General features: G+C 59.8%; 21 protein-coding genes. 11 read left to right on the top strand and 10 right to left on the bottom strand.

Annotation, left to right across the window (positions count from 1 at the left end):
- Positions 1 to 639 precede the first annotated feature (639 nt).
- On the bottom strand, positions 640 to 1,839 hold the full coding sequence (gene tyrS / locus AACY25_RS15400; protein ID WP_339525698.1) for a tyrosine--tRNA ligase: 1,200 nt from the start codon (positions 1,837 to 1,839) through the stop codon (positions 640 to 642).
- A 212-nt stretch (positions 1,840 to 2,051) separates the two neighbouring features.
- On the opposite strand from tyrS, the gene AACY25_RS15395 reads away from it, so the two are divergent.
- Entirely contained in the window at positions 2,052 to 3,458 is a 1,407-nt protein-coding gene (locus tag AACY25_RS15395; RefSeq protein WP_339525696.1) for a peptidoglycan DD-metalloendopeptidase family protein, read from the top strand.
- Positions 3,459 to 3,461: 3 nt separating this feature from the next.
- Positions 3,462 to 4,556, top strand: coding sequence for an anhydro-N-acetylmuramic acid kinase (locus AACY25_RS15390; protein ID WP_339525694.1), 1,095 nt, complete (start codon positions 3,462 to 3,464; stop codon positions 4,554 to 4,556).
- A 76-nt stretch (positions 4,557 to 4,632) separates the two neighbouring features.
- Here AACY25_RS15390 and erpA read toward each other — a convergent pair whose 3' ends face one another.
- The 4 genes from erpA to argC all read right to left on the bottom strand — a co-directional run bounded on the left by erpA (position 4,633) and on the right by argC (position 7,245).
- Positions 4,633 to 4,983, bottom strand: a complete 351-nt coding sequence (gene erpA / locus AACY25_RS15385) for an iron-sulfur cluster insertion protein ErpA (protein ID WP_339525693.1) — start codon at positions 4,981 to 4,983, stop codon at positions 4,633 to 4,635.
- A 76-nt stretch (positions 4,984 to 5,059) separates the two neighbouring features.
- Positions 5,060 to 5,470 (bottom strand): bactofilin family protein, encoded by a 411-nt coding sequence (locus tag AACY25_RS15380; RefSeq protein WP_311090419.1) that lies wholly within the window; start codon positions 5,468 to 5,470, stop codon positions 5,060 to 5,062.
- A gap of 9 nt (positions 5,471 to 5,479) precedes the next feature.
- Positions 5,480 to 6,157, bottom strand: coding sequence for a DUF6776 family protein (locus tag AACY25_RS15375; RefSeq protein WP_339525689.1), 678 nt, complete (start codon positions 6,155 to 6,157; stop codon positions 5,480 to 5,482).
- A gap of 53 nt (positions 6,158 to 6,210) precedes the next feature.
- A complete protein-coding gene (gene argC / locus AACY25_RS15370) occupies positions 6,211 to 7,245 on the bottom strand; it encodes an N-acetyl-gamma-glutamyl-phosphate reductase (RefSeq protein ID WP_339525687.1) in 1,035 nt (344 codons plus the stop codon).
- Between the two features lie 147 nt (positions 7,246 to 7,392).
- Here argC and hemJ point away from each other — a divergent pair, with 147 nt between their 5' ends.
- From hemJ to AACY25_RS15345, 5 genes are all read left to right on the top strand, one after another.
- Positions 7,393 to 7,821 (top strand): protoporphyrinogen oxidase HemJ, encoded by a 429-nt coding sequence (gene hemJ / locus AACY25_RS15365; protein WP_090243938.1) that lies wholly within the window; start codon positions 7,393 to 7,395, stop codon positions 7,819 to 7,821.
- 21 nt (positions 7,822 to 7,842) lie between these two features.
- Complete coding sequence (locus tag AACY25_RS15360) at positions 7,843 to 8,805, top strand: NAD(P)H-dependent flavin oxidoreductase (RefSeq protein ID WP_339525684.1); 963 nt, start codon at positions 7,843 to 7,845, stop codon at positions 8,803 to 8,805.
- Positions 8,802 to 10,064 (top strand): alanine racemase, encoded by a 1,263-nt coding sequence (locus AACY25_RS15355; protein ID WP_339525683.1) that lies wholly within the window; start codon positions 8,802 to 8,804, stop codon positions 10,062 to 10,064. Before AACY25_RS15360 ends, AACY25_RS15355 begins: the two co-directional genes overlap by 4 nt.
- Before the next feature lie 107 nt (positions 10,065 to 10,171).
- The gene (locus tag AACY25_RS15350; protein ID WP_339525682.1) at positions 10,172 to 11,128 is read left to right on the top strand and encodes a DUF805 domain-containing protein; all 957 of its coding nucleotides are present in this window, start codon (positions 10,172 to 10,174) and stop codon (positions 11,126 to 11,128) included.
- 57 nt (positions 11,129 to 11,185) lie between these two features.
- On the top strand, positions 11,186 to 11,980 hold the full coding sequence (locus tag AACY25_RS15345) for an SDR family NAD(P)-dependent oxidoreductase (RefSeq protein ID WP_339525681.1): 795 nt from the start codon (positions 11,186 to 11,188) through the stop codon (positions 11,978 to 11,980).
- On the opposite strand, the gene AACY25_RS15340 is transcribed toward AACY25_RS15345, so the two are convergent.
- The gene (locus AACY25_RS15340; protein ID WP_339525680.1) at positions 11,981 to 13,462 is read right to left on the bottom strand and encodes an AAA family ATPase; all 1,482 of its coding nucleotides are present in this window, start codon (positions 13,460 to 13,462) and stop codon (positions 11,981 to 11,983) included.
- A gap of 58 nt (positions 13,463 to 13,520) precedes the next feature.
- On the opposite strand from AACY25_RS15340, the gene AACY25_RS15335 reads away from it, so the two are divergent.
- The 3 genes from AACY25_RS15335 (at position 13,521) to coq7 (ending at position 15,391) form a co-directional block, all read left to right on the top strand.
- A complete protein-coding gene (locus tag AACY25_RS15335) occupies positions 13,521 to 13,859 on the top strand; it encodes a histidine triad nucleotide-binding protein (RefSeq protein ID WP_339525679.1) in 339 nt (112 codons plus the stop codon).
- Positions 13,844 to 14,677: a formylglycine-generating enzyme family protein gene (locus AACY25_RS15330; RefSeq protein WP_339525677.1), complete on the top strand. Its 834-nt coding sequence runs from the start codon at positions 13,844 to 13,846 to the stop codon at positions 14,675 to 14,677. Before AACY25_RS15335 ends, AACY25_RS15330 begins: the two co-directional genes overlap by 16 nt.
- A 66-nt stretch (positions 14,678 to 14,743) precedes the next feature.
- The gene (gene coq7, locus AACY25_RS15325) at positions 14,744 to 15,391 is read left to right on the top strand and encodes a 2-polyprenyl-3-methyl-6-methoxy-1,4-benzoquinone monooxygenase (RefSeq protein WP_339525675.1); all 648 of its coding nucleotides are present in this window, start codon (positions 14,744 to 14,746) and stop codon (positions 15,389 to 15,391) included.
- Positions 15,392 to 15,458: 67 nt separating this feature from the next.
- Here coq7 and AACY25_RS15320 read toward each other — a convergent pair whose 3' ends face one another.
- Positions 15,459 to 15,884 carry an OsmC family protein gene (locus tag AACY25_RS15320; protein WP_160089400.1) on the bottom strand — a complete coding sequence of 142 codons (426 nt, stop codon included), beginning with the start codon at positions 15,882 to 15,884 and terminating at the stop codon, positions 15,459 to 15,461.
- A 233-nt stretch (positions 15,885 to 16,117) separates the two neighbouring features.
- Between AACY25_RS15320 and crp the strand changes: the two genes are divergently transcribed.
- Positions 16,118 to 16,762, top strand: a complete 645-nt coding sequence (crp, locus tag AACY25_RS15315) for a cAMP-activated global transcriptional regulator CRP (protein WP_136664372.1) — start codon at positions 16,118 to 16,120, stop codon at positions 16,760 to 16,762.
- A 62-nt stretch (positions 16,763 to 16,824) separates the two neighbouring features.
- Here the strand turns inward: crp and trpC are convergent, their stop codons facing one another.
- The 3 genes from trpC to AACY25_RS15300 are packed head-to-tail and all read right to left on the bottom strand — an operon-like array spanning position 16,825 to position 19,300.
- Positions 16,825 to 17,661, bottom strand: coding sequence for an indole-3-glycerol phosphate synthase TrpC (gene trpC, locus AACY25_RS15310; protein WP_339525672.1), 837 nt, complete (start codon positions 17,659 to 17,661; stop codon positions 16,825 to 16,827).
- On the bottom strand, positions 17,658 to 18,707 hold the full coding sequence (gene trpD / locus AACY25_RS15305; RefSeq protein ID WP_339525670.1) for an anthranilate phosphoribosyltransferase: 1,050 nt from the start codon (positions 18,705 to 18,707) through the stop codon (positions 17,658 to 17,660). The genes trpC and trpD overlap by 4 nt, the downstream gene beginning before the upstream one ends.
- On the bottom strand, positions 18,707 to 19,300 hold the full coding sequence (locus tag AACY25_RS15300) for an aminodeoxychorismate/anthranilate synthase component II (protein WP_339525669.1): 594 nt from the start codon (positions 19,298 to 19,300) through the stop codon (positions 18,707 to 18,709). Before AACY25_RS15300 ends, trpD begins: the two co-directional genes overlap by 1 nt.
- Positions 19,301 to 19,310: the final 10 nt, after the last annotated feature.

The following is a 19,310-nucleotide window of genomic DNA, read 5'->3' as shown; positions in this document are numbered from 1 at the left end:
AGCAATCGTTGGTTACATCTTTGATTTCTCGCGGAGTAACTTGTGATGCTGATAATCTTGCGACTAGCAGTCTTACCTCACAAGCACCCACACGAATTGCTTGATTCAGTTGTTAAAGAGCGGGTGGTTGATTCTTTCGTCTCAACCGAGGCGCGCATTCTACAGCAGCCTCATCTTCCGTCAAGTGATTTTGAAAATTTCTTTTCAATCTCAACCACTTGCGCCTTCATTCAGCCTTAAGCTTCTCGTCAGCGGGAGGCGAATTCTACAGCGTTTCAATCCGCTGTCAACCGCCTCTTTTACCGCTTTCGATCATCTCGACCGAACCACTAACAGAATCAAACCACCACCCTGCCAGCCCGGCGCATTCTACGCAGCTTTCGCTGCTTTGCAAGCCCTCTTTTAAATCTAACTTCTTGTTTTATAAGAAGTTTAATGAACCGCATACGCCTGAAGAGCTGCGCATTATAGGGACTGCCGAACGAAGGTCAATCGATTGTTAGGCTTTTGTTTCAACACCCGCGAACTCAAGGGCGGTAGCTACACAAACCACTAGCGCGTCGCCTGCAGAAACGACAAAGCCGTTGAAGCTCACGCTTCAACGGCTTTGTCGTAATCATCACGCTAACGTGCCACCGATTACTCGGCCTTAAGCGTGATTCGCGCGAACGCTTTCTTGCCGGCCTGACAGACGTGCACAGCACCTACCTTATATATGAAGGCGCGATCGACCACCTCACCGTCCACGCGCACACTGCCGGAACCCAGCAGATCGCGCGCCATCGCGGCGTTCTTCACTAGGCCTGCTTTATTAAGCAGCGCGGCAATCGGCATATCTTCAGCAGACAGCACTTCGATCTCTGGCAGATCCTCGGGCAGCTCGCCTTCCTTCATACGATTACCCGCCGAGCGATGGGCACTGAGCGCCGCCTCTTCGCCATGGAAGCGGGCAACAATCTCTTCGGCCAGCTTGATCTTGATATCACGCGGATTGGCACCCTGTTCGACATCCCGCTTGAACTGCTCGATCTCATCCATGGAACGGAAGCTAAGCAGCTCGAAGTAGCGCCACATCAGCGCATCCGGCATGGATACCAGCTTGTTGTACATGACACCCGGCGCTTCCTGGATACCAATGTAGTTGCCCAGCGACTTCGACATCTTCTTCACGCCATCCAGACCTTCGAGCAACGGCATGGTGACGATGCACTGCGAGGACTGACCATAGGAACGCTGCAACTCGCGCCCCATCAGCAGGTTGAACTTCTGATCGGTGCCGCCCAGCTCAACATCCGCCTGCAAGGCTACCGAGTCATAACCCTGAACCAGAGGGTAGAGAAACTCGTGAATAGCGATAGGCTGGTTAGTCGAGTAACGCTTACTGAAGTCATCGCGCTCCAGCATCCGCGCCACGGTGTACTGCGAGGTCAGACGGATGAAATCAGCCGGGCCCATCTTGTCCATCCAGGTGGAGTTGAAGGCGACCTCGGTTTTCGCCGGATCGAGAATCTTGAACACCTGGGTTTTATAGGTCTCCGCGTTCTCCAGTACCTGCTCGCGGGTCAGCGGTGGGCGCGTGGCGCTCTTACCGCTGGGGTCACCAATCATCCCCGTGAAGTCGCCGATCAGGAAAATCACCTGATGTCCCAACTCCTGGAACTGACGCAGCTTATTAATAAGCACGGTGTGCCCGAGGTGCAGATCCGGCGCAGTCGGATCAAAACCTGCCTTGATACGCAGTGGCTGACCACGCTTGAGCTTCTCAACCAGCTCAGCCTCAACCAGAACCTCTTCTGCGCCACGCTTGATCAGCGCCAACTGCTCTTCAACCGACTTCATGACAGGACTCACGACCACTCAAAAACGAAAGGGAACCAACCATACAAGATCGCAGACAAATCACAAGTTCTGCCCACCACCCACCTACGCTAAGACCACCTTGCGACAACCGGGGTTGCCTAGCTAGCGATTTGGTTATATTTTATACAGTTACTGCATATTCATCATTTCGTTTATCTATTTCTTTTCATTTTAAAGTCAAAAAGCCGCCTATGACCTCTACAACTAAAGCGCCGCCCCTATACCCGAAAAGCCACATTCTGGCGGCCAGTGGCGTCGCCGCCCTACTGAGCCTAGCCCTACTGGTATTCCCCACCCGCGAAGTTGAAGCAAAGAAAACCTATTTAAACCTTGAGCTGGACAACGGCGCAGAATACGCCGAGCAGCAGGATGGGCTGGAATCAGCCGCCTCACTGACGCGCCAGTCGCCGTTCGCCAGCACCGCCGCAACTGATACATCGACAAGTGATGAGCCACAGGCCGCGCAGATTGCCCCACCACCAGAAACAGACCCACTGCACCACATTGTTAGCGTGGAAAACGGCGACACGCTGTCCACGGTATTTGCCAAGGTCGGCTTGAGCGCTACCACTCTGCATACAGTGCTCAATAGCAGCAAAGAAGCCAAACAGCTGACTCGACTGAAGGTGGGCCAGGCACTTGAGTTCAAACTGAGCGCGGATGGCCAGCTCGAAAGCCTGCACAGCAAGCTCAGCGACTTGGAAAGCATTGCCCTGACGAGGGGCGAGAATGGCTTCAGCTTCAAGCGTGAGCTTGTCAAGCCAGAAGTCCAGACCACTTACAGTCACGGCGTGATCAACAGCTCGCTGTTTCTCTCCGCCAAGCGCGCAGGTCTATCGCACAGCCTGACCATGGATCTGGCCAACGTATTCGGCTACGACATCGACTTTGCAATGGATATTCGCGAAGGCGACGAGTTCGAGCTGATCTACGAAAAGAAAGTGGTCAACGGCAAGCAAGTCGGCACCGGCAACATTCTCTCGGCGCGGTTCACCAACCGCGGCAAGACTTACACCGCAGTGCGCTACACCAACAAGCAAGGGAACAGCAGCTATTACAGCGCCAATGGCGAAAGCATGCGAAAAGCCTTTATTCGTACCCCGGTAGATTTCGCCCGTATCAGCTCGCGCTTTTCCACAGGTCGCCGCCACCCGGTTCTGAACAAGATCCGCGCACACAAGGGTGTGGATTACGCCGCCCCACGCGGCACGCCAATAAAGGCCGCTGGCGATGGCCGCATCTCCCTGGCCGGTCGTCACGGCGGCTACGGCAATGCGGTAATCATCCAGCACGGCCAACGCTACCGCACGCTGTATGCCCACATGAATGGCTTTGCAAAGGGCATCCGCAGCGGCAGCAACGTCAAGCAGGGGCAGATCATCGGCTATATCGGCACAACCGGCCTGTCCACTGGGCCGCACCTGCACTACGAATTCCAAGTCAACGGCGTGCACGTTGATCCGCTGAGCCAGAAGCTGCCAATGGCCGACCCGATCGCCAGTAGCGAAAAAGCCCGCTTTATGCAGCTGAGCAAGCCGTTGATGGCGCAAATGGATAAAGAGAAGTCCACGATGCTCGCCCTCAACAATCAGCGCTAAGCCATGCCCCTCTACCTCGGCGTGATGTCCGGCACCAGCCTGGATGGCCTGGACATCGCGCTGATAGAGCAGGAACACCACAGCACCCGTTTGCTCGGCAAGCGCTACCTACCCATGCCAGACGAGCTGCGCAGCGCCCTACTCAGCTTGTGCGCATCCGGCCCGGATGAACTGGCCCGCGCGGCAATCGCCGAACAACAGTGGGTTGCGCTCGCTGCGCAAGGCATCAATGAACTGCTGATACAACACGACATACCCGCACACAGCGTTCGCGCCATCGGCAGCCATGGCCAGACCGTGCGCCATGAGCCTGCACGCGGCTTCAGTATTCAGATCGGCAACTCCGCCCTGCTCGCAGAACTGACCGGCATAAGCGTCGTCGGTGACTTCCGCCGCCGCGATGTTGCCGCCGGCGGCCAGGGCGCACCATTAGTTCCGGCATTCCACCAGGCATTGTTCGCCAGCGAAGGCAGCACCCGCGCAATCCTCAACATCGGCGGTTTCAGCAACCTCAGCCTGCTGGAGCCTGAGCGCCCGGTGCATGGCTTCGATTGTGGCCCGGGCAATGTGCTACTGGATGCCTGGATCCAGCGCCATCAGGGCCTGACATACGACCAGGACGGTCAGTGGGCCGCCAGCGGCCAGATACAGCCGCAGCTTCTGCAAGCCTTGCTGAGTGATCCCTACTTCCAGACCCAGGGACCGAAAAGCACTGGACGTGAGCTGTTTAACCTTGCCTGGCTGGATCAGCACCTGCAGCACCTACCGGCATTTGCGGCGGCTGACGTGCAGGCTACCCTGCTGGAAATGACCGCCATCAGCATCACCGAGGCCCTCAAGGCTGCTCAGCAGAACACCGAGATGCTGCTGGTGTGTGGCGGTGGCGCGCAGAACCACACACTGATGCGCCGCCTTGCTCATTTGCTGCCCAATAGCCAGGTGTGTAGTACCGATGAACACGGCGTGCCGGCCGACTGGGTTGAGGCCATGGCCTTTGCCTGGCTGGCGCACTGCTGCCTAGAAGGCATACCCGCCAACCGGCCGAGCGTTACCGGCGCATGTGGCCTACGGGTACTCGGCGCGATCTACCCCGCCTGATCGCCCTGCAGATTTGGACTCCCAGAAACGACAACGCCGTGCGCAAGGCACGGCGTTAGCTTGAACAGCCTACAAGTCAGATCGAGAACGACGAGCCGCAACCGCAGGTAGTGGTAGCGTTCGGGTTGTTGATGACAAATCGCGAACCTTCCAGACCTTCCTGATAATCCACCTCAGCACCTGCTAGGTACTGGAAGCTCATCGGGTCGACCACCAGACTCACGCCTTCGCGCTCAATGATGGTGTCATCATCGGCCACTTCTTCATCAAAGGTGAAGCCGTACTGGAAGCCGGAACAGCCGCCTCCCGTTACAAACACGCGCAATTTCAGGCGCGGATTGCCTTCCTCATCGACCAGGCTCTTCACCTTGTTCGCTGCGCCCTGCGTAAATTGCATAGCGCTGGGGGTGAAGGTTTCGACGCTCATGCTGATTAACTCCCGGCGCTACGCGCCATACTGCATTCTGATCGGCATTATCCGCTTACCCGAGAAAAGCGGTCAACTATTGTGCGGCATCCAGCGTCTCTGGCAACTCCAGTGGTCGCGCCTCGTCCTGCAAGCGGCAGAGACGGCCTTCGATCTGCGCGCCCATGGCCATTTCCATCAGGGCGTAATACAGATTGCCGCGCACTCGCGCCCGCGCACCCAACTCAAGATGGCCACTGGCGTGCACATCGCCGACCACTTCACCATCAATCACTATATGGGGTGCGCGGATCTCACCTTCAACCCTTCCCTGTACGCTAACGCGCACCATGCCCTCGCTGGCCACTAGGTTACCCATAACCTTGCCATCGACCTGCACCGCGCCTTGAAAGCGCAAATCGCCATGCAGCTCGGCACCCACCGCAATCAGGCTGGTCTTACCCGCGAAACGCTGCACGTCAGTGCGCGCCTTGTCTTTATTCCACATAAGGAACAGCTACTCCTCTTTGTTCCATTTGAATGTGCGCAACAAAGGCTTCTCGCCTTTTACGTCGGCACGCACCTTGATCTCGCGAGGGATGAACCCTTCAGGCAACTTTAGCTCGGCAAATCGCCCAGCTTCGGGAATGGCCTGGAAGTGCTTGAAGGCGAAGGCTATCGGCTGTCCAGACAGGGCATCGGGCAAATCTGCGCTCAGTGATGCCAGCTCGTGCGTGACATCCTGCTCGCCTTGCTTGCCGACGATCGAAACCTGCAACTGGCCTTCCAGCGGCGTCTCGCCTTTACCTACGCGACTAAGGAGTATCTTGTAGCGGAAATGTTCAGGTCTGTCCGTGGCCTGTAGCTCAAAGGTCTTGATCCTTAGACCTTCACGACGGCTGGCGGGCGCTAACACACCTTTGTAGAAAGCCAGATCCTGTTGCTGTTTATAGATCTGTTCTTCCAGCAGCTTGATGGTCAGGCGACTCTGCTCGTTGGCTTGCTGGCTGACCTTTTCAGCACTGCTGAGCACCGCCACGCGCTGGCGTAACTCATCAACCTCGCGTATCAGCTGCTCATCGCGTACCGGTTCGGCCGGCTGCCCCACGGCCACTGCAGGCTGGCTGTACTGCTGCCACCAGCCGCCGACATAGAACGTCAGCGGAATGCACAGCACCAGCAGCAGCCCGAGCATACGTCGTCGCCGGTCACGCCCCGGATCGCTTGGACGAACCTCCCAGCCCGCCATCAAGGCAGCATGGCCGCGTGGGACAAGCCCAGACGCTCATCAAGGCCGAAGAGGATGTTCATATTTTGCACCGCCTGGCCGGACGCCCCCTTGACCAGGTTATCGATTACCGACAACACCACTACCAGATCACCATCCTGCGGCCGGTGTACAGCGATCCGACACACATTGGCGCCACGCACACTGCGGGTTTCAGGGTGGCTGCCTACAGGCATAACATCGACGAAAGGCTCGTTGGCATAACGCTTCTCGAACAGCGCCTGCAGGTCCACCGAGCGGTCGACCACTGTGGCGTAAAGCGTGGCGTGGATACCACGGATCATCGGCGTCAGGTGCGGCACAAAGGTCAGGCCGACATCCTTGCCCGCAGCCCGGCGCAGGCCCTGGCGAATTTCTGGCAAATGCCGATGACCTTTGACCCCGTAGGCTTTCATGCTCTCGCCGGCTTCGCTGAACAGCGAAGCCACGCTGGCACCCCGGCCGGCACCGCTGACCCCGGACTTGCAGTCGGCGATCACTTGCGTGGTATCAGCCAGACCAGCTTCCAGCAACGGAATCAGCGCCAGCTGTGCGGCAGTGGGGTAGCAGCCCGGCACTGCAATCAGGCGCGCCTGCTTGATCGCCTCACGATTGACTTCCGGCAGGCCGTAAACCGCTTCCGGTAACAGACCCGGCGCGCCGTGCGGCTGCCCGTACCACTTGGCCCACTCGTCAGCATCCTGCAGGCGGAAGTCGGCTGACAGGTCGATCACCTTAGTGCCGGCAGCTAGCAGCTCACCAGCCAGGGCATGGGCAACACCATGTGGCGTGGCGAAGAACACCACATCGCAAGCACCCAGAGTGGCCACGTCGGGCACACTAAAAGCCAAGCTATCGTAATGGCCGCGCAGGTTCGGATACATCTCGTCGACACGCATGCCGGCCTCGGAGCGCGAGGTAATCACTTCGACCTGCGCTTGCGGGTGTTGCGCCAACAAACGCAACAGTTCGACACCGGTATACCCCGTGCCGCCGACGATTCCGACCTTGATCATCACTTGCCCCTTTGTAATACCAGCAGTGGAAAGCTGCCGATGATACGGCCGCTTCGGCCAGGGGCCAACACTTGAGCGCCGCCGGTGATGACGGAGGCGATCATGCCCACTACTATCGGGGGCACTTTCCCGCAATGAGTTCGACCAATGCTCTATCTGTGGCTCAAGGCCCTGCACATTATCGCTATGGTCTGCTGGTTCGCCGGCCTGTTCTACCTGCCGCGCCTGTTCGTCTACCACGCCATGAGCACCGACGAGGTCAGCCGCGAGCGTTTCTGCATTATGGAGCGCAAGCTGTATCGCGGGATCATGTGGCCGTCGCTAATTCTTACCGTCGGCCTGGGCCTGTGGCTGATCAGCCTTAACCCCAGCTACTACTTCAGCCAGGGCTGGATGCACGCCAAGCTGAGCTTGGTGGCGCTATTGGTGGTCTACCAGTTTATGTGCGGCGCCCAGCTTAAGGCGTTTGCCCGCGGCGAGAATCAGCGCGGTCACGTGTTTTACCGCTGGTTCAATGAAGCACCGGTGCTGGCCTTGCTCGGGATTGTCATTCTGGTCGTGGTTCGCCCTTTCTAAATACCTCAAGAGGATTACTGCATGTCGCTGCCAGCCCTGCTCGAACAACGCCTGCGCCTGCCCGTTGTCGCCGCGCCGATGTTTCTGGTGTCTAACCCGCAACTGGTGCTGGCCTGCTGCAACAGCGGCATCGTCGGCAGCTTCCCTGCCCTGAACCAACGCGACAGCAGCGGCTTCAAGGACTGGCTGGAAGAGATCGAAGCCGGCCTGGACAGCGACGCGGCGCCTTATGCAGTCAACCTGATCGTGCACGGCAGCAACCCGCGTCTACAGGCGGACCTGGCCATCTGCGTCGAGCAGCGCGTGCCTATCGTGATCACCAGCCTCGGCGCGGTGAAAGAAGTGGTAGACGCCGTGCACAGCTACGGCGGCCTGGTATTCCACGACGTGACCACCCGCCGGCATGCCGAGAAGGCCGCAGAAGCCGGCGTCGACGGCCTGATCGCAGTAGCCGCCGGTGCAGGCGGACATGCCGGTACCTGGAGCCCGTTCGCGCTGATCGCCGAAATCCGCCAGTTCTTCGACAAGACCCTGCTGCTGGCCGGCTGCCTTAACCAGGGCCACGAAGTACTGGCCGCCCAACTGCTTGGCGCCGACCTCGCCTACCTCGGCACCCGCCTGATCGCCACTCAGGAAAATGCCGCGTCCGCTGCCTACAAGCAGATGATTCTCGACGCCAAAGCCGCCGACATCGTTCACACCCCAGCGGTCTCCGGGGTGCCAGCGAGTTTTATGCGCCAGAGCCTGGAGCTGGCCGGCTACGACCTCAAGCAGCTGCAGAACAAAGGCGAGGTCAACTACGGCGAGAAGCTCAAGCCAATGGATGAAGAGGCCAAGGCCTGGAAAACCGTGTGGTCGGCCGGCCAGGGCGTCGGCAATATCAGCGACCTGCCCAGCGTCGAGCAGCTGATCGCCCGCCTCGACAGCGAATACCGCGTCGCCCTCAAGCAGAGCCTGCAGTTGCAACAACGCTGGGCGCGATGAAGCGACGCAGCCTGCTCAGCCTCGGGGCACTGGGTTTGTTAGGCGGCTGGGCGCTGCGCCCGAATGATCTCGGCCAGCCCCACGCGCCCTACTTTGCTGCACTCAACCAACTGCTGCGGCGCGCAGGGGCCGGCCTACCGCTGCTGGTGGTGGACCTCGAACGCCTCGATCAGAACGCCGAGCTGCTTGCTAGCCAACTCGGTCAGCAACTCCCGCTGCGCCTGGTGGCCAAATCTCTGGCCTCCACCGGCTTGCTCGACTACCTGGCGAAAAAGCTCGGCACGCAGCGTTTTATGGTGTTTCACCAGCCACAGATCAATCAGCTGGCAGTGAACTTCCCCCAGTCCGACCTACTGCTCGGCAAACCCTTGCCCAGCGCAGCCGCCCTGAGCTTCTACCAGCAATTGCCACAGGGCAGCGGCTTTGTCCCAGCCGAACAGCTGACCTGGCTGATCGATAGCCAGACCCGGCTGCAGGAATACGCCGCACTGGCCACCGCGCTCAACCAGTCGCTGCAGATTGCCTTTGAGATCGACATCGGCCTGGCCCGCGGCGGTTTTACCACTCCCGCAGAACTCGGCATCGCACTCACCTGGCTGCGTAACACACCCAACCGGCTGCGTGTGCGCGGCCTGATGGGCTATGACGCCCATATCGCTCATACGCCGTTCTGGACCGATCAGGCCAGCGCCTTTGCCCAGAGCGCCGCGCGTTACCGCGCATTTGTCGCCAGCGCCGCGGCATTCAACGAGCTATGGCCGCAACAGCCGCTGCTCAATGGCGCTGGCAGCCTGACCTATGCCCTGCACGCTAAGCGCGATACGCCGCTGAATGAAGTCGCAGTCGGCTCCGCACTGCTCAAGCCCAGTGATTTCGACAACGACCTGCTCAGCCCCCAGCAAGCCGCCCTGTGGATTGCGAGCCCGGTGCTTAAGGCGCTGCCGGGGCAACTGCCGTTTCTCGACGGATCTCATCAACTGCTACAACGCTGGAACCCTAATCGCCAACAGGCTTACTACCTGTATGGCGGGCAATGGCCAGCAACTCCGGTGTCCCCGGCGGGGCTCAGTTATGACGCCCTGTATGGGCGCAGCGCCAACCAGGAGCGCCTAATCGGCTCAGCAGGCACAGGCTTACAGGTCGACGACTGGGTGTTTCTCCGCCCGCAACGCTCGGAGGGCCTGTTCGAGCTGTTCAACCAACTCATTCTTCTGCGCAACGGCCGCCTGGTCGGCAGCTGGTCCGCCAGCAGAGCGTGAACCGCCTCTAGGCACCTGCACATTTGCGTACAGGCAGCTTGTTTACTGGCCTGCAGGCCGGCTAGTCTGTAGCGCAATTCCATCCTGGCACCGACAAGGACGCCGACATGACCCAAGCCCGCTTCAAGATTGTGTTCAACGGCGAGTTGATGCCTGACGTTAGCCTGGAAACCGCCAAAGAAAACCTCGCCCGCCTGTTCAAGAGCGACCAGACCCGAATCAACTCGCTGTTTAGCGGCGGCAATGTCGATATCAAGCGCGACCTCAGCGAAAACGAAGCCGACCAGTACCTCAAGGCCCTGCAAAGTGCCGGCGCCAAAGTGCGCAAAGAGCAGGATCTGGCCGCCAGCCTGAGCCTGGTGGAGACCGATGATCACGCGCCCCTGACTCAGAGCTCAGCGCCAAGTGGCGAAAGCACAAGCGACATGACCTGCCCCAAGTGCGGCCACCAGCAAAGCAAAGCCATCGAGTGCTCGGCCTGCGGCATCGTTATCGAGAAATTTATCGCCCGCCAGGCCATGCTCGCGGAAAACCCGCCGGAAGTAGTCAGCGCAGCGACCACCCCCTACGCCACACCAAAAGCGGCTGTGGCAGAAACATTGCCGGAATTCGGCGAGCTAAAAGCCTTTACCACCGACGGCCGCATCGGCCGCCTGCGTTACCTGGCCTGGTCAATGGTGCTGATGCTGGCCTGCTTGCCGCTGTTCGGCATCGCCGGCGGCTTCTTCGCCGCATCGGAAATTCTTGGCGGTCTGCTGATGGTGGTAGTGGGTATCGCCGTTGCGGTGGTCGGCATCATGATCGGCGTACAGCGTCTGCATGACATCGGCTGGTCTGGCTGGCTGCTGCTAATCACCCTCGTGCCGATTGTCGGCGGGGTGTTCTCCCTGCTGATGTTTATCATCCCCGGCAGCACCGCCGCGAACCGCTTTGGTCCGCCGCCACCACCGAATAGCCGCGCAGTGAAAATCCTCGCCCTGCTCTGGGTGGCCATCATCGTCATCGCTATCGTTGCGGCCATCGCCCTGCCTGCCTATATGGGTTATGCCGACGCCGGCCTGTAACCCACTCGCAACCTTGCGCGGTGCATGGGGTCGAAAGGCCCCATCACGGAGAACCCTATGACCCGTTACGCGCTTATCACTGGAGCCTCTAGCGGCATTGGCCTAGCCCTGGCGGAAGCCTTGGCTCGGCGTGGCCGCAATCTGATTCTGGTGGCGCGCCAGCGCGATGCGCTGGAAAGCATTGCCTGCGAGCTGACGCAACGTTTTTCCGTAGAGGTGCTGTTTCGCGTCTGCGACCTCAGCCAGCCGCTGCAGGTCAGCGGCCTGCTGCATGAGCTTGAGCAAGGTGAGCGCAGTATCGACCTGCTGGTAAACAATGCCGGCATCGGTACCTCAGGCACCTACGTGGCCCAGGACTGGGCTCGTGAGCAGCAGCTGATCGAACTGAATATCCTGGCACTCGCCCGCCTCTGCCACGCCATCGGCACCATCATGGCCGGCCAGGGCAGTGGACAGATTCTCAACGTCGCCTCGGTTGCCGGCTTTCAGCCAGGCCCGGGCATGAGCAACTACTACGCAAGCAAGGCCTACGTGCTGCACTTTTCCGAAGGCCTGCGTGAAGAACTTAAAGAATACGGCGTTAAAGTCTCCGTGCTCTGCCCAGGGCCAACCCGCAGCGCGTTTTTCCGCACCGCACGCATGAACAGTGAAGCGCTACAGGGCAGCAAGCTGATGATGAGCGCCGAAGAAGTGGCGCTTATCACCGTCAAGGCGCTGGAGAAAAACCGCGCGATCATCATCCCTGGTTGGCGTAACCGCTTGCTTGCCCTCAGCCCTAGGCTAGGGCCGCGCTGGCTGGTACGGCGAATCAGCGCACGGCTAAATCGCCAGTTCGGCAAGCCGGCCGCGTAGCTAGCCGGCGTTGACCGTGCGACCGTCCGCCCAGGCACGCAGCGCAGCAAGGTCTTCGGCCATCACCACTGACAGCGGCGCGGTGCCCTGGATGCTCTGCAGCAGCAAGGCCTGATTGACCACTTGTTGCTGGGCTTGTGCGGCATAGAGGGCGCTGACCACGGCCTGCTCGATCTCCGCGCCGGAAAACCCCTCGCAGGCCGCCGCCAGTTGCGTCAAATCAAAGCCCGCCACCTCCAGCTCACGCCGCGCCAGGTGAATACGGAAGATCTCGGCACGCACCGCAGCATCCGGCAAGTCGACGAAGAACAGCTCATCGAAACGCCCCTTACGCACCAGCTCCGGCGGCAGCCGTGAAATAACGTTGGCGGTGGCCACCATAAATACCGGTGCCTTGCGCTCGGCCATCCAGGTCAATAGGGTGCCGAGCACCCGCTGGCTGACGCCACCATCGTGATCACCGCTGGCCAGACCCTTTTCGATCTCATCCATCCACAGCACACAAGGCGCCATCTGCTCGGCCAGCTTCAAGGCTTCGCGCAGGTTGCGCTCAGTCTCGCCGAAGAACTTGTTGTACAGGCAGGCAAAGTCCAGGCGCAGTAGGGGCAAGCCCCAGAGGCCGGCGATGGCCTTGGCGGCCAGACTCTTGCCGCCGCCCTGAACGCCGACCAACAGCACACCCTTGGGCAGATCGACGCCTTTACCTTCAAGGAAGATGCTCTGCCGCTCACCCAACCAGCGCTTGAGGTTACCTAGCCCACCGACCTCGGCGAAACGCGCGGTGTCGTACTCGAAACTCAGTACGCCATCGAGATCTAGCAGCTGAAATTTGGTCTTGTTCAGCTCCGGCAGGTCTTCCTGGGTAATCGCGCCGTCATCGCAGATCACATTGCGCGCCAGCGCACGCGCCTCGGCGTGGCTGAGGCCGCGCAAATTCTTCACCACCTGCTGCAACGTGCGGTTATCGGTGCGCACGCGAGCATTGCGGTTGCGCGCGCTCCAGGCAGTAGCCTCATCACGCACGATGGCCAGCAGCTCTTCCTCGGAGGGCAGTGACAGACTGAAGCGCGAGGCGTAGCGCTGCACTTCCGGCGGCAACTTGCAGGCGTGGGACACCAGCACCAGCGTCGGCTTGCTGGGCTGCTCGTTCATGGCGATTTCCTTGAGCAGGCGCACCAGCTTGGGGTTGTCGTCGAGAAACGGATGCAAGTCGCACATCACATACAGCGTCGGCTGCGTATCCGCCTTGATCAGACGCAGGGCGGTTTCCGGCTCAAGCGTCGTGCTGTCGACCGGTTCCTGAATGGAAAACCCCACCCGCTGCAAGCCTTCGGTCACCGACCACAGCTGCAAGCCAAGACTGCGGCGCACGGCCAGACTGGTCAGGGTTTCCAGCACCCGCAGCTCATCCCAGGACTCAATCAATACAAGTTTGGTCTTGGAATCAAGCACCAAGCCCAGATCATGAATATCGTTTTTCACCCACACTCCTTGTCCACTAAACTCGGGCCTCTTGAAATATCGACCTGGGAGACCGTCCATGGACTGTCTGTTTTGCAAGATCGTCGCTGGTGAGATACCGGCGCGCAAGCTTTATGAAGATGACCAGGTAATTGCCTTTCACGATATCGGCCCACAGGCACCGGTGCATTTTCTGGTTATCCCAAAAAAACACATCAGCACCCTCCATGACCTGAGTGAGGCAGACAAGCCCCTGGCCGGGCATATTCTCTACACCGCCCAGCGCCTGGCCGAGGAACAAGGCTGCGAAGAAGGCTTTCGCATGGTGATGAATTGCAATGACCTGGGTGGTCAGACGGTGCACCACATCCATATGCACATACTGGGTCAGCGGCAGATGGCATGGCCACCAGGTTGAGTCGTGCATTGCTCGGCACACTGATCTTGCTCGCCCTGCTGATTACCAGTCCTGCCCAAGCACACACGCCTGGCAGCGTATTCAGCGATGCCTTGCCCAAAGGCCAGCAAGGGCCGCAGCTGGTCGTAGTGCCGGCCGGACGCTATCTGCTGGGCGATCACAGCGGCCGTGGCAATCACAACGAACGGCCACTGACACCCATCGAGATCAGCCATCCCTTTGCCATCGGCCGCTACGAAGTCAGCTTCGCTGACTGGCAGCAGTATGCCGAGGCCACCGCTACGGCCATGCCAGACAACGAGGGCTGGGGGCTGTCGGCGCAGCGGCCGGTGATCCATGTGTCCTGGCACCAGGCTCAGGCCTACAGCCAATGGCTGTCGAAGGTCACTGGCCAGCGCTATCGACTGCCCACCGAGGCCGAGTGGGAGTACGCCGCTCGCGCGGGCAGTGACAGCTACTACTGGTGGGGCGAGCAGCTTGACAGCCCGGAAACGCGACCGCGCGCGCATTGCCGTGGCTGCGCCACCTCGCGCCTGATCCAGAGCAAGACCGAACGTGTCGGCCAGTTCGCCGCCAATGCCTTCGGCCTGCATGACACCGCCGGCAACGTCTGGGAATGGACCGCCTCGCGCTTCGCCAGCCCCTTCGACGGCAGCGAGCAACAGGCAGCCAGCCTGCTCGACAAAAGCCCACGGGTAGTGCGTGGTGGCGCCTGGAACAGCGGCCCGAGCTATCTGCGCAGCAGCCAGCGCGATATGAAGCAGCCACAGCACAAGGACTACGCCCTGGGCTTTCGCGTGCTACGCGAGTTGCCCTGATGTCGATCAAGCCGGCGGCCAGTGTTTGCAGTAAACTAGCCGCCGTAGTCATCGCCGGAGGTCCCTATGGCCAGCGAACGTCAATTTTCCCCTGTTGATCGCCTATTACTGCAAGCCGATGCCGCGCTGCGCACCCTGTTGCCCTTCAGCGGCCAACCGAGCCGGCCATCGCCGGCCATCGTGCAGCCGGAAGCCGAGCTGGACGTGGAGCAGGCTCAGCATGTCGCCGGCCTGATGCGCATCAACCACACCGGCGAGGTCTGCGCCCAGGCGCTGTACCAGGGCCAAGCACTGACCGCCAAGCTGCCGCAGATACGCCAGGCGATGGAGCATGCGGCTGATGAGGAAATCGACCATCTGGCTTGGTGTGAACAGCGCATCCGCCAGCTTGGCAGTCAGCCGAGCATTCTCAACCCGCTGTTCTACGGCTTGTCCTTTGGCGTCGGTGCGGCCGCCGGGCTGATCAGCGACAAAATCAGCCTGGGCTTTGTCGCCGCCACCGAAGATCAGGTGGTCAAACACCTCGATGAACACCTGCAGCAGATCCCGCTGGAAGACCAGAAATCCCGCGCGATTCTTGAACAGATGCGCGCCGATGAAGAACAGCATGCCTGCAACGCTCTAGATGCCGGCGGCCTGCGCTTCCCAGCACCGGTGAAATTCGGTATGAGCCTGCTGGCCAAGGTAATGACCAGCACCACCTACCGCGTATAGAACTGAATCGCAGGCACAGAAAAGGGCACCGAGGTGCCCTTTTTCATGTCACGAGATCTGCAGCGCTTTACTCGCCCAGCTCGATAATCTCGTAATCGTGGGTAATTTCGACACCGCCACGGCCCAGCATGATGGAGGCGGAGCAGTACTTCTCGGCTGACAGCTCGACCGCACGTTTGACCTGCGCCTCCTTCAAACCGCGGCCCTTGACCACGAAATGCAGGTGAATCTTGGTAAATACCTTGGGCTCTTCCGTGGCGCGCTCAGCCTCCAGAAAGGCTTCACAGCTTTCTACCGCCTGGCGGGACTTTTTCAGAATGCTGACCACATCGAAGTTGCTGCAACCGCCCAGACCAATCAGCACCATCTCCATCGGGCGCACACCCAGGTTGCGTCCACCGCTCTCTGGCGGGCCATCCATCACCACCGCGTGGCCGCTGCCCGACTCCCCAATAAACAGGGCTTCGCCGGCCCACTGAATACGCGCTTTCATTACTCGGGCTCCGCTGTTAAAAAGGAAGGCAGCTTAGCACAGCACTTTTACTTGCCGACCCGTTGCTCAGTGAGTAAAAAGTTCCATGCTGAGTGTTAGCCAGGTCGCAAAACCGGACCTCGCCATGGAGGCCTGGTTAAGCTGATGCCGAATTACTGGCACACTTGTACGGATAACTATTATTAGAACTTCAGCCGCACAACGGCTTACCTTTATAAATTCGGGATTCAGGCATGGTAGCTATTACCCTCACACCTAAAATAAAAAATCTCGACAAGCTTCTCGCGCATTGCCACCGCCGCCGCTACACCGCCAAGAGCACCATTATCTATGCGGGCGATCGCTGCGAAACGCTGTTCTTCATCGTCAAAGGCTCGGTCACTATCCTGATCGAAGACGATGATGGTCGTGAAATGATCATTGCTTACCTCAACTCCGGCGACTTCTTCGGAGAAATGGGCCTGTTCGAAAAGGACGGCACCGAGAAAGAACGCAGCGCCTGGGTGCGCGCCAAGACCGAGTGCGAAGTGGCGGAGCTGAGCTATGCCAAGTTCCGCGAACTCACCCAACAGGACCCGGACATCCTCTACGCCCTGGGCAGCCAGATGGCCGAGCGTCTGCGCAACACCACGCGCAAAGTCGGCGACCTGGCCTTCCTCGATGTCACTGGCCGTGTTGCCCGCACTCTGCTCGACCTGTGCAAGCAACCCGACGCCATGACTCACCCGGACGGCATGCAGATCAAGATCACTCGCCAGGAAATCGGCCGCATCGTCGGTTGCTCGCGCGAGATGGTCGGTCGCGTGCTCAAGGCCTTGGAAGAACAAGGCCTGGTCAACGTCAAAGGCAAGACCATGGTGGTCTTCGGCACGCGCTAAACAGCATGCTTGAGACATAAAAAAGCCGACGCATGCGTCGGCTTTTTTATGTCTTGGTGGTTTCAGTCCACATCAGGCGAAGCGATCACCCGCTTACGCTCGGGGAAGAACAAGCGCTCCAACTCAGCCCCAGGATTGTCGGCGCGCATAAACGCCTCGCCGACCAGGAAGGCATACACCTCGCTGATTTCCATCAGTTCAACATCGGCACGGTTGAGGATGCCGCTCTCGGTCACCACCAGGCGATCACGCGGAATCCGTGGCAGCAGGTCGAGGGTGGTTTCCAGGCTGAGTTCAAAGGTATGCAGGTTGCGGTTGTTGATCCCAACCAGCGGTGTATCCAGGGTTTTCAGCGCACGCTCCAGCTCATCACCATCGTGCACTTCCACCAGCACGTCGAGACCGACCGCCTTGGCAGTTGCCGCCAATTCAGCCATCTGTCCATCATCCAGAGCCGAAACGATCAGCAGCACGCAGTCGGCACCCAGGGCACGGGCCTCAATGATCTGATAGGGGTCGATCATAAAATCCTTGCGGATCACCGGCAGCGAGCAGGCCGCACGGGCCTCCTGCAGGTAGCGATCCGCGCCCTGGAAGAAGTCGATATCGGTCAGTACCGATAGGCAAGTGGCCCCACCGTTCTGGTAGCTCAGGGCGATCTCGGCCGGCACAAAGTGATCGCGCAGCACGCCCTTGCTCGGCGAAGCCCTCTTGATCTCGGCGATTACCGCTGGCTGTTTGCGTTTGGCCTGGGCCAGCAGTGCCTGAGCGAAGCCGCGCGCTGGGTCGGCGCTGCGGGCTTGCTGTTCGACCTCAGCCAGACTGACGATGGCGCGACGGGCCGCCACTTCTTCAGCCTTACGTGCGAGGATTTTTTCCAGAACGGTTGGAATACTCACCCAGCATTCTCCTCTTTGAATACGGCGGTAAAGGACACCAACTCCTGCAACTTCTCCCATGCCAGCCCCGTGTGCAAGGCATCATGGGCCAGCTGCACACCCTCTTTGAGGCTAGCAGCCAAATCCGCCGCATACAGCGCAGCACCAGCATTCAGCACGATCATATCTGCAGCCTTTTGCCCGGCTTCGGTCTTGCGCTTGCTCAAGGCATCACGGATCAACGCGAGCGAGGCTTCTGGGCTTTCTACCGCCAGGCCAATCAGGCTCTGACTCTTCAGCCCGAGGTCTTCCGGCAGTACTTCGTACTCGGTGATCTGCCCATCCTTCAGCTCGGCCACATGGGTCGCAGCCGCCAGGCTGAACTCATCCAGGCCATCGCGCGAATGCACCACCAGAATGTGTTGGCTGCCGAGGCGCTTGAGTACCTCGGCCAGCGGCCGGCACAGTGCCTGGCTGAACACACCGACCACCTGATGCTTGACCCCGGCCGGGTTGGTCAGCGGGCCGAGCATATTGAAGATGGTGCGCAGACCCAGCTCACGACGTGGCACGGCGGCATACTTCATCGCCGAATGATGCACCTGGGCAAACATAAAGCCGACGCCGACGTTCTCAATGCAGCGCGCCACCTGCTCTGGCGTCAGGCTCAGGTAAATACCGGCAGCTTCAAGCAGATCGGCACTGCCGCTCTTGCCCGACACCGCGCGATTGCCATGCTTGGCCACCTTGCCGCCTGCGGCTGCGACAACAAAGCTTGCCGCCGTCGACACGTTGAAGATATTCGCGCCATCGCCGCCAGTGCCGACGACATCGACCACATGGGCGAGGGTCTGCAGATGTACGTGGCTAGCCAACTCACGCATCACCGAAACCGCGCCGACGATTTCGTCGATGGTCTCGCTTTTCATGCGCATGCCCATCAGGAAAGCGCCGATCTGCGCGTCCGTGCATTGGCCGGTCATGATTTCGCGCATCACGTCCTGCATTTCTTCGGTCGACAGATCGAGCTGGCTGACCACCCGATTGAGGGCTTCCTTGATATTCATCAGCGCAGGCCTCCTTGTTGTTTGAGGAAGTTGGCAAACAGCTCATGGCCCTGCTCGGTGAGGATCGACTCAGGGTGGAACTGCACGCCCTCGATATGCAGGGTCTTGTGGCGCAGGCCCATAATTTCGTCCACTTCGCCGTCCTCATGCTGAGTCCAGGCGGTGATTTCCAGGCAGTCTGGCAAGGTTTCACGCTTGACCACCAAAGAATGGTAGCGGGTTACGGTCAGCGGGTTGTTCAGGCCGGCAAATACGCCCAGGTCCTTGTGGAACACCGGGCTGGTTTTGCCATGCATCACCTGGCGCGCACGCACCACATCACCACCGAAGGCCTGACCGATGCTCTGGTGGCCCAGGCAGACGCCGAGAATCGGCAGCTTGCCGGCAAAATGCAGAATGGTCTCGATGGACACCCCGGCCTCGGTTGGCGTGCAGGGGCCGGGCGACACCACAATACGTTCGGGCTGCAACGCCTCAATCTCGGCAATCGACAGTTCGTCATTGCGGATCACGTGAACATCGGCACCCAGCTCGCCCAGGTACTGCACCACGTTGTAGGTAAAGGAGTCGTAATTATCGATCATCAAAAGCATGGCGCAACCC

This window comes from Pseudomonas sp. EA_35y_Pfl2_R111, assembly GCF_963970955.1.
Lineage (GTDB): Bacteria > Pseudomonadota > Gammaproteobacteria > Pseudomonadales > Pseudomonadaceae > Aquipseudomonas.
The sequence above is the reverse complement of the archived record's forward strand: the minus strand, read 5'-3'. Positions and strand labels throughout refer to the sequence as shown.